Genomic DNA, 8,980 nt, shown 5'->3' with positions numbered 1-8,980 from the left:
TCGACGTCAGCGGCCGCGACCGGGCCGGGCTGCTGGCACTGCCGGGCATCGGCCCCTGGACCGCGGACTACCTCGCCGTCCGGGCCGGCGGCGACCGGGACGCCTTCGTGCCGGGTGACCTGGTGCTGCGGCGTGCCCTTGGGGTCGCCACCGCCAGGGAAGCCGAAACCCTGGCCGAACCATGGCGGCCGTGGCGTGCCTACGCCCTTTTCCACCTCTGGACGGCCCAAGCGTATGACGGTGCACCGCTCCCCAGCGGGGGTGGCAGCCGGACGGGCTAGGAGCTCAGCAGGGTCAGCAATAGTGCGAGCAACGAGGGGATCCCGCGGATCAGCGCGATTCGTCCCAGCCGCCACTTCCCTGCCAGCAGGACCACCGAAGCCAGTGCCATGCACGCGGTGGAAAAACTCATCAGGGTCAGCCCCGCAACCGGATTGCTGACGCCGAGCAGTAATACGCCCAGGACGGCGCCGACCCCGAGGAACAAGTTGTAGAAACCCTGGGTGTAGGCCAGCGGCTGGGTGGTCTCGGCGTCCTGGGTCGATGTGATGCCGTAAACAGACATGGTCTCGGCAGCAGTCCAGCGGACTGACTCCAGCACAAAGAAGTAGAAGTGGACGGCGGCGGCAACCAAGGTGAACACGGCGGCGGCAATCAGCACGGTAACCCCCTCGGGGCTGGGACCGGGTGCACCTGACGGTGCCGGCTTCGTCGGGCAGCCGTGGTCCGGAGTGCCGCCCATCCTCGCACCCTGTGCCGGCAGAGCCAAGGGAAGGGGGCGCTCCCAGTTGGCGGTGGAGACTAATCGGCGGCTAGCCTTGAATAGCGACGGGACGCGCTGTGCACCAGTACTGCCTCCCGGCCGCCTGATGCCGTTTCCCCCAAAGGAGCACCCCAACGTGCGCACTTCCCGCACCCTTCGTACCGTGGCAGTCGCAGCCGCCGCAGCGCTTGCGCTTTCCGCCTGCGGCTCCGACTACCCCTTGGGCGAGGAACAGCGTAAAGCTGCCGAAAACAGCACCTCCACGCTCTCCGGCATTGTTTCCGGCTCTGGCTCCACGGCCCAGGGGCCGGCCATGGACGCCTGGATCGGGGGCTTCCGGGTGCTGCACCCCAAGGCCCAGGTCCAGTACTCCCCGGACGGCTCCGGTGCCGGACGCAGTGCCCTGCTGGCCGGTGCGGTGGATTTCGCTGGCTCGGACGCGTATCTGCAGGACGAGGAACTCGGTGACGCACGCGAGGTGTGCGGGCCCGACGGCGCCATGGACATCCCGGCGTACATTTCCCCCATCGCAGTCGCGTTCAACCTGCCCGGCATCGATTCGCTGAACATGGACGCCGCCACGATCGCGAAACTGTTCCGCGGGGAGATCGAGTTCTGGAACGATCCGCAGATTGCCGCCCAGAATCCCGGTGTAGACCTGCCGCAGACGCGGATCACCGCCGTCAGTCGCGCGGACGATTCCGGCACCACGGAGAACTTCACCGAATATCTGCACGAAGCCGCTCCGGAAGAATGGCCGGACGATCCCTCCGGCTCCTGGCCAGGTGGCTTGGGCGGAGAAAACGCGCAGGGCAGTGCCGGTGTGATCAGCACGGTGACCAGCACGGAAGGTGCAGTCGCCTACTCCGATGACTCCGTCGTCGATGATTCCCTCGGGACGGTCAACCTCAAGGTCGGCGGAGAGTACGTCCCGATCAGCCCCGAGGCAGCCTCCGTCGCCGTCGAGCAGGCCACGCGGGTTCAGGGACGCAGCGAACACGACATCGCCCTGCACCTGGACCGCACAACCACCGAACCCGGGGCTTATCCGCTGGTCCTGATCTCCTACCAAATCTTCTGCAGCAGCTACGAAAATGCCGAAACCACCGAGCTGGTGCAGACGTTCGGACAGTACGTGGTGAGTCCTGAAGGTCAGCGGGCGTCCGCCGACGCAGCCAAGAGCGCCCCGATTCCGGACAGCCTGGCCGCGGAAGCGCGAACGGCGATCGAGAGCATCACCACCCGTCCCTAGCCGGCGGCCGCCGCGGAGCTTACTGCGGCCATGGCGCCTCTGACGTGGATCTTTACAGCCTGGATCAGCGCCGGCTGACGCGGCCTTCCGGCATGCCCGGTGCGGTCTTCAGCGCCCCCCTTGCGCCGCCCGGGGACCGGTGTCACCGTGGACCTACCGCGAAGGAAAGGGGGCTGCCGTGCAACCTATCAAGATCGAACGGTGGTGGCCGTATCTCGACACCACGGCCAAGCAATGGCTGCGGGAAAACCTCCGCCACGACGGAATCCCGTCCAAAGTCCAGGACCGGATTGCCGAAGCCGGCGGGCCGGTAATCGATCCCATCCTCGAAGTAGGGGACTGGGACTTCATCGAAACGCAGTCCGAATTCGTTGATTAACGGCCCCGGCCGGCCCGACGGCGGGGCCCCCGCTTGGCAGGCGGCTGCCTGGCGAGCCGTGCCCCCCTGTGGAAGCCTGCGGCTACGGCTGGGCGGCCATCCGTGCAGCCTGGATAATCTTGTTCACCCCCGCCAGGAACATTTCCCTGTGGTCGAGGGCGAGGATATCGTCGCGGATTGATGCGGTCATCGGATGGCGCAGGGGATCTGCCAGGAGAGGCCCGGCAAACCATTTAAGTGATTCTGAATCTTCGACCCCGGAATACTCCCGTGCTAATCCAGCAGCACCGGCAAGAACGTAGGAGCCAAATGCTGCATATTGTTCCGCCAATGCGCGTCCACTAAGGCCAGCAGCCGCAAAACAGGTAACCATGAGTTCAATGCTGTCCAATTCACCAGGGCCATTAGTAGTTAGCGATGTTGCCGTTACTGCAATAGCCGGATACTCCAAAAAAGTGTCCAGTGTGACCGAGGCGAATTCAGACAAACAATCCTCCCATTGGCTCGCCGGCGTTGAGACTTTTGCATTTGCCATCCGGTAAATCCTATCCAGCAGTTCCTGCATAAGACTTTCTTTGCTGAGGAAATGGCGGTAGACCGCAGTTGGGTCCACGCCGAGTTCCTCGCCGAGCTCCCGGTACGTCAGGGAGAGCATTCGCGGGCGTGATGCGAGGCGTAGGGCAGCTTGGATGAACACTTCGCGATCGAGCTGTGGTTTGGCCGCCCTGCCGAGGGCTGACTTGCCTGCCACGTGGCCTCCGTTTCTTCCCGTGCTGAGCGGGATTCCTTGTGCTGTGGTCATCGTATAGCCACCACGGCCGGGCAACATTGTCAACGTCGCTGACAGGTCTATTGACAGGATTGGTTCATTCCCCTACGTTGTGGGTGACATAAGTCACACTGCTGAGCGGGGTTGGCGCGGTGAAGGGGACGACGGTGTCCCCCAGCGTGAACGGCCAAGCTTTTTGATGCGTCGTCTTTGGTCCGGAGTTGTACGTACCCAGAGAGGTCTTCGATGGACGGTAAACCGACTCTCCATCCATGGAATCGGGAATATTCGTACCCGGTTTTCACTAAACCCGTTGCGCCTGTTCAAGGAGCTTGAAGATTGAAAAAATCGCTGAAATATACGCTGGCCGCAGGTTCCGTTGTGATGCTTGCTGCCTGTTCATCGTCACCGCAGGGGGATACTGCCAGCACTGATGGACCAAGCTACGAAATAACTGTTAACACACCCGAACCTTCCGGCGAGCTGGATAAGTTGACCTGGTCCACTTACGCCGACCCGTACTCCTTGGACTATGCCTACGCGTTTGACTACGCCGACAACCAGGTGCTGGCAAATGTGTGTGAGTCCCTCGTCCGTTTCAATGAGGACCTGACCGTCTCTCCGGGCCTGGCGTCCGGGTATGAAAATCCCACCCCAACAACCTGGGTCTATACAATCCGCGAGGGCGTGAAGTTCCACGACGGCACAACGCTCACGGCTGATGACGTGGTGGCGTCGATGAACCGGCACCTGGATCCGGAAATAGGCTCGTTCTGGTACTCGGTGTACGCCGACGTCGTGAGTATCGAAAAGACCGGTGAACACGAGGTCACGGTAACTTCCTCGGTTCCGAATGCGCTCTTCAACGAGGCGATGTCCGGCTCCGCAGGCGTAATTGAATCAGCTGCAACACTGAACAAACTCGGCGCCGATTACGGCAACTCCTCCGCCGGCGTGAACTGCACGGGCCCTTTCGAGTTCCAGGAATGGAAGAGCGGGGAGCGGATCAGCCTGACCCGATTCGACGAGTACTGGGATCCGGAGCTCATGGCCAAGGCCAAGCAGCTTGATTTCGTGATTATGAACGACCCAGCAGCCCGGGTCAACGCGTTGAAGTCCGGCGAGGTCGACGGCGGCTGGCTGATCCCGTCCAACGCCGTGGCTGACCTGAACGGCTCTGGTGCCGGGCAGATCTACTTCGGCTTGAACACAGCGGTCAACTCGCTGATCGCATCCAACCCCGAGGGGCCCCTGGGTAATCCGGAGGTGCGCAAGGCCCTGATTATGGCGATCGACCGTGATGCGCTGGTCCAGGCCGCCGAGGCCGGTTATGCCGAGCGAACTAATGCGCTGACCACCAAATCGGTCTGGGAAAATGCGGGAGACGACACCAAGGAAGCAGCGTTCTCTGACTTGGTCGACTACCCCTACGATGTTGAGGCCGCCACCGCAATTATCAAGGAACAGGGCGTGGAAGGGGAGGAAATCACCATCACCACCGCGCCGATGGGCAATAACTTCGCCGTCGTCGCCCAGGCCACCGCAGCAGCTGCAGAATCGATCGGGCTGAAGGCCACCATCAATACCGTCACACCGAACGCCTACACCGCTCTGTTCTCCGACCCGGAGGCACGCAAGGCAACGGACCTGTTCTTCACGAGCTGGTACCTCTCCACCGGCAACCCGCTGGACATGTTCAGCATCCTGCGGACCGGAGACTTCTCCAACTACGGAGGCTGGTCCGACCCGGAGTACGACACTATCGTCAACGATGCTCTGCAGACCATGGACCGGACCGAGGGATTGGCGGCATCGGTGCCAGCCCAGAAGATCCTCAACGAGCAGCTGCCTTGGCTGCCGCTTTACGAGCCCCCGAACCTGCTCTGGATGAATGAGCGGATCACCGGCACTTCACCCTCCATTAACTACCTGTACTACCCCTGGGCGGCCCGCATTGGCGCAAAGTAGTCCCGCGACGGAGGCCGCCCTGCCGGACGAAGGCCGGGCGGCCACCCGGCGTCCTCCATGGCCGGCGCTGAAGCTCGGTCTCCGCAAGCTGGGCGCGTTCGTGTTCACCATCTTCGTTTCATCGGTCATCGTATTTTTCTCCCGCTGGCTGGTGCCGGGCGACCCCGTTGCATTCCTGCTGCGAGGGCGCAGCCCCAACCCAGAGGCGGTTGCCGAGGTTACGGCGATCTACGGGTTGGATAAGCCCCCGCTCGAGCAGTATTGGCAGTGGGTAACCGGTCTGCTGCACGGTGACATGGGACGGTCGCTTCAGTACCGGCAGGACGTGAGTACTGTCATTCTGGACCGGCTGCCGGTGACGCTCGGCCTGGTAATTATGTCCGCTATTGCGATCACATTCCTGGGGCTGAGCGCAGGTATCGCTGCCGCGTTACTGCGCGGCACCTGGGCCGACAGGGCCCTTATGGCCTGCATGTCCGGCTTGGCCGCCATTCCGGCGTTTGTGGGAGCCATCGTCCTGATCGCCGTTTTCGCTGTGCAGCTTGGCTGGTTCCCGTCCTTCGGGTCGGGGACCGGGCTGTGGGATAGTTTCCAGCACCTGGTCCTGCCGTCCTTCGCCCTGGCGTTGGCGTTCGTTGCCGTGGTGGGCCGGGTAACGCGGTCGGCGATGGTTGAGGAATTCGACCGGGAGCACGTTGAAGTTGCCCGCAGCCGGGGCGTGACGCCGGTAGCGGTGGTGATGCGGCATGTCCTGCGGAACGCCACCGGACCGATTCTCACGGTCAGCGGCCTGCTGGTGGCCGGCCTGCTGGTGTCCTCCGCCATCGTGGAACAGGCCTTTGGCCTGGCCGGCATGGGAACACTCCTGGTCTCTTCGGTCGACCGATTGGATTTCCCCGTAGTGCAAGCCATTGTGCTCCTGGTCGTGACGGCATTCGTCGCCGCCAACACGATTGTTGATCTCTTAGGACCTGTTATCGATCCACGCCTCAAAGCGGGAGAAGGAGCACGATGACCAGCCAGGCTCCGGTGCTGCTGCCCGTCAAGCGCTCCAATCCGCGCACCAAACGCTGGGGGGTGCTGGTTGGAGCGGTGTTCCTGGTGATCGTCGTCCTCGGCGCGGTCTTCGCGCCCTGGGTGGCGCCCTACCCGCCCTCAGCGGTTGACCTGTTGAGTGTTAATTCCGGGCCCAGCCTGGAACATCTGCTGGGGACCGATGCGCTGGGGCGGGACATTTTCTCCCGGATGATCTATGGGGCACGCACAGCTCTGGCAGGGCCCGCCTTCGTGGTCCTGCTGTCTACCGTCCTTGGTTTGCTGCTGGGATTGTGGGCAGGGTGGGCCGGCGGCCGCGTCGATGCGGTGCTCGGACGGATCTTCGACATCGTCCTGGCGTTTCCGGCACTGCTGCTGGCGATTCTGGCAGTGGCTCTTTTCGGGAAGGGCCTGGTGGCGCCCGTCCTGGCGATGTCCATCGCGTACACACCCTATATCGGGCGGTTGACCCGCCAGCTGGTGGCATCTGAAAAGACCCGCCAGTACGTTGCCGCCTACCGGGTGCAGGGGTTCGCCGCACCCTGGATCGCCATCCGCGCGGTGCTGCCGAACATCATGCGGGTGGTCGGATCGCAGGCTACGCAGAACTTCGGCTATGTGCTGGTGGAACTGGCGGCCCTGTCATTCCTGGGTCTGGGTATCCAGGCGCCGCAAGCTGATTGGGGAAGCATGATCAACGAAGGACAAACGGCCCTGGTGAGTGGAAACTTCATGCCGGCGATCATTCCTTCTGTGGCCGTGGTGCTTGTTGTAGTGGCCGTCAATACGGTTGGCGGCTGGTTCTCTGACCGGTTAGGGGACCGAGCAGCATGAATATTCTGGACGTAAGCGGCCTCAGTATCGGGATTGGTTCGGGAGGCTCCTCAACGTTGCTGCTGGACAAGGTCTCCATGCACGTTGAACGCGGGGAAATCGTCGCATTGGTTGGTGAATCCGGGTCCGGAAAGTCGTTGACGGCACGAGCCGTGCTGGGTCTGCTGCCCCCCAGATCCGAGGTGAGCGGATCGATAAACCTGGATGGCATCCGGGTCCTCGAAGCGACCCCTCCGGAGCTGCGCGCGATGCGGCGCACCCGTGCGGCGATGGTCTTTCAAGACCCCCGGTCAAGCATCAACCCGATGCGAACCCTGGGTGCGCACCTCATTGAGCCCATGCTGCAGGAACCTGGCAGCTCCCGCGCTGCGCTGGAAGTCAGAGCCAGGGACTTGCTTGGATCCATGGGCCTGTCCAACCCCGGTGCCCGCATGAAGCAGTACCCCCACGAGCTCTCGGGCGGCATGCTTCAACGGGTCATGATCGCGGGGGCGCTGATGAATGATCCAGACCTGCTGATCTGTGACGAGTCGACCACAGCGCTGGACGTGACCACGCAGGCCGCAGTGGTCCAGCTGCTGTCCGGGCTGGTTCGTGAACGCTCCATGGGGCTGCTCTTCATCACTCATGATTTGGGCCTGGCCGCTTCGCTGGCGCACCGGACGTACGTGCTCCGCCACGGCGTGGTTCAGGAGTCCGGCGAAACCCGGCAGGTCTTTGAAGCACCTGTTTCTGATTACACCAAGCAGCTAATCGAAGCCACGCCAGCCATCAATCTCGCAGCGGCAGCCGGGGGGAACGCTGTTCCGGAGGCAGGTAGCGGTTCGCTGATCAGGATCGAGAATCTCCACAAGACCTACCATGTTGCGGGCCAGCCGCCGGTGGAAGCACTCAAGGCCGTCTCATTGGCCATCCCCGCCGGCGGCGGCCTCGCCGTCGTCGGGGAGTCCGGTTCGGGAAAGTCGACGCTAGGCCGCATCATCGCTGGCCTGGAAAGCCCCAATTCGGGCACGGTGACCATGGCCGGGGGGTCGGTGAAGGGCCGCACGGCCAAAAAACGCAGGCTGGACGCCGCGTCCCGGGTGCAGATGGTATTTCAGGACCCCTACCAGTCGCTTGATGCGCGGCTAACGCCTGCAAAGGCCATGGAGCGGGTGCTGAAGCTGCACTTCAAACTGGATTCCAACGCAATGAAGGCACGGGTGAAGGAGCTGCTCGAGTCAGTGGGACTGGAGGAGAAGTATTTCAATCTCTACCCCCGCAAGCTCTCCGGCGGCCAGCGCCAGCGTGTAGCTATTGCCAAGGCGATGGCGGTGAATCCGCGTCTGCTGGTGCTCGACGAAGCGACCAGCTCTCTGGATGTGTCCGCGCAGGCACAGATGCTGAAACTGGTCAACAAACTGCGCCGGGAGAACGACGTTTCTGTGCTGTTCATCAGCCACGACCTGGCGATCGTCGGTGAAGTCTGCGACGAACTGCTGGTGGTCGAATCCGGGCGCATCGTCGAGAGCGGCCCAACCAGGGAGGTTCTGGGGAATCCGCAGCACCCCTACACGCAGATCCTGCTGGCCTCGGTGCCTCGGCCGCAATGGTCGGCCGACGGTACGGGCCGGCGCGTCGCTGCCGCCGGCGAGCAGCTGAAGCCGGCGCCCAGCGACCTTCCGTAGCCGCAGAGCGGCTGGGGACTCAGCGAAACCCAGTCCGCATTCCTTGATTGGCAGCGGCTCCGTCCTCCCGGCGCAGCCGGCTGACCAAGGTGGCGGCCGCGAAGGCAGCAGCGAGCTCCACTGCGGTCAGCACCAGCATCCCCGGCCGGCCGTGGCCGGGGACAACGGTGCCGGAGACCGCCGTAGCGGCGGCCCCGAATGTGTCTGCACCGTGCCCACCGTGCCCACCGGGCAGGGAGCTGCTTCCCCCGAGCAGGAGAGCCGCGTGCAGCACGGCCATGGCCAGGGCGGCGGCCATCATTGTCCGCGCTGC

8 protein-coding genes and 2 pseudogenes are annotated in these 8,980 nt (G+C 63.4%); 7 read left to right on the top strand and 3 right to left on the bottom strand.

The annotated features are described in order from the left end of the window. Positions 1-281 (top strand): annotated as a pseudogene (locus RTN46_RS15150) (AlkA protein); the annotation flags it as partial. On the opposite strand, the gene RTN46_RS15145 reads toward RTN46_RS15150, so the two are convergent. Beyond that, positions 278-742, bottom strand: coding sequence for a DUF1304 domain-containing protein (locus RTN46_RS15145; protein ID WP_312182609.1), 465 nt, complete (start codon positions 740-742; stop codon positions 278-280). The pseudogene RTN46_RS15150 and the gene RTN46_RS15145 overlap by 4 nt on opposite strands. Before the next feature lie 157 nt (positions 743-899). On the opposite strand from RTN46_RS15145, the gene pstS reads away from it, so the two are divergent. Together pstS and RTN46_RS15135 are read left to right on the top strand one after the other, a co-directional pair. After that, positions 900-2,015, top strand: coding sequence for a phosphate ABC transporter substrate-binding protein PstS (gene pstS, locus RTN46_RS15140; protein ID WP_312182607.1), 1,116 nt, complete (start codon positions 900-902; stop codon positions 2,013-2,015). A 187-nt stretch (positions 2,016-2,202) separates the two neighbouring features. Beyond that, a complete protein-coding gene (locus RTN46_RS15135; protein WP_312182611.1) occupies positions 2,203-2,394 on the top strand; it encodes a hypothetical protein in 192 nt (63 codons plus the stop codon). Positions 2,395-2,476: 82 nt separating this feature from the next. On the opposite strand, the gene RTN46_RS15130 is transcribed toward RTN46_RS15135, so the two are convergent. Continuing rightward, positions 2,477-3,145: a helix-turn-helix domain-containing protein gene (locus RTN46_RS15130; protein ID WP_312182605.1), complete on the bottom strand. Its 669-nt coding sequence runs from the start codon at positions 3,143-3,145 to the stop codon at positions 2,477-2,479. Between the two features lie 510 nt (positions 3,146-3,655). Between RTN46_RS15130 and RTN46_RS15125 the strand changes: the two genes are divergently transcribed. From RTN46_RS15125 to RTN46_RS15110, 4 genes are read left to right on the top strand one after another with little or no spacing between them, the layout of a single operon-like run. Continuing rightward, positions 3,656-5,131 carry an ABC transporter substrate-binding protein gene (locus RTN46_RS15125; protein ID WP_312182603.1) on the top strand — a complete coding sequence of 492 codons (1,476 nt, stop codon included), beginning with the start codon at positions 3,656-3,658 and terminating at the stop codon, positions 5,129-5,131. Then, positions 5,118-6,146 carry an ABC transporter permease gene (locus tag RTN46_RS15120; RefSeq protein ID WP_312182602.1) on the top strand — a complete coding sequence of 343 codons (1,029 nt, stop codon included), beginning with the start codon at positions 5,118-5,120 and terminating at the stop codon, positions 6,144-6,146. The genes RTN46_RS15125 and RTN46_RS15120 overlap by 14 nt, the downstream gene beginning before the upstream one ends. Continuing rightward, positions 6,143-7,000, top strand: a complete 858-nt coding sequence (locus tag RTN46_RS15115; RefSeq protein ID WP_312182600.1) for an ABC transporter permease — start codon at positions 6,143-6,145, stop codon at positions 6,998-7,000. The genes RTN46_RS15120 and RTN46_RS15115 overlap by 4 nt, the downstream gene beginning before the upstream one ends. Continuing rightward, positions 6,997-8,667: an ABC transporter ATP-binding protein gene (locus RTN46_RS15110; protein WP_312182598.1), complete on the top strand. Its 1,671-nt coding sequence runs from the start codon at positions 6,997-6,999 to the stop codon at positions 8,665-8,667. Before RTN46_RS15115 ends, RTN46_RS15110 begins: the two co-directional genes overlap by 4 nt. Before the next feature lie 19 nt (positions 8,668-8,686). Here RTN46_RS15110 and RTN46_RS15105 read toward each other — a convergent pair. Continuing rightward, positions 8,687-8,980 (bottom strand): annotated as a pseudogene (locus RTN46_RS15105) (hypothetical protein); the annotation flags it as partial.

Source organism: Arthrobacter sp. (assembly GCF_031988865.1).
In the GTDB taxonomy this organism is placed as follows: Bacteria; Actinomycetota; Actinomycetes; order Actinomycetales; family Micrococcaceae; genus Arthrobacter_B.
Note: the sequence above shows the minus strand (reverse complement) of the source record. Positions and strands in the feature narration are given on the sequence as shown.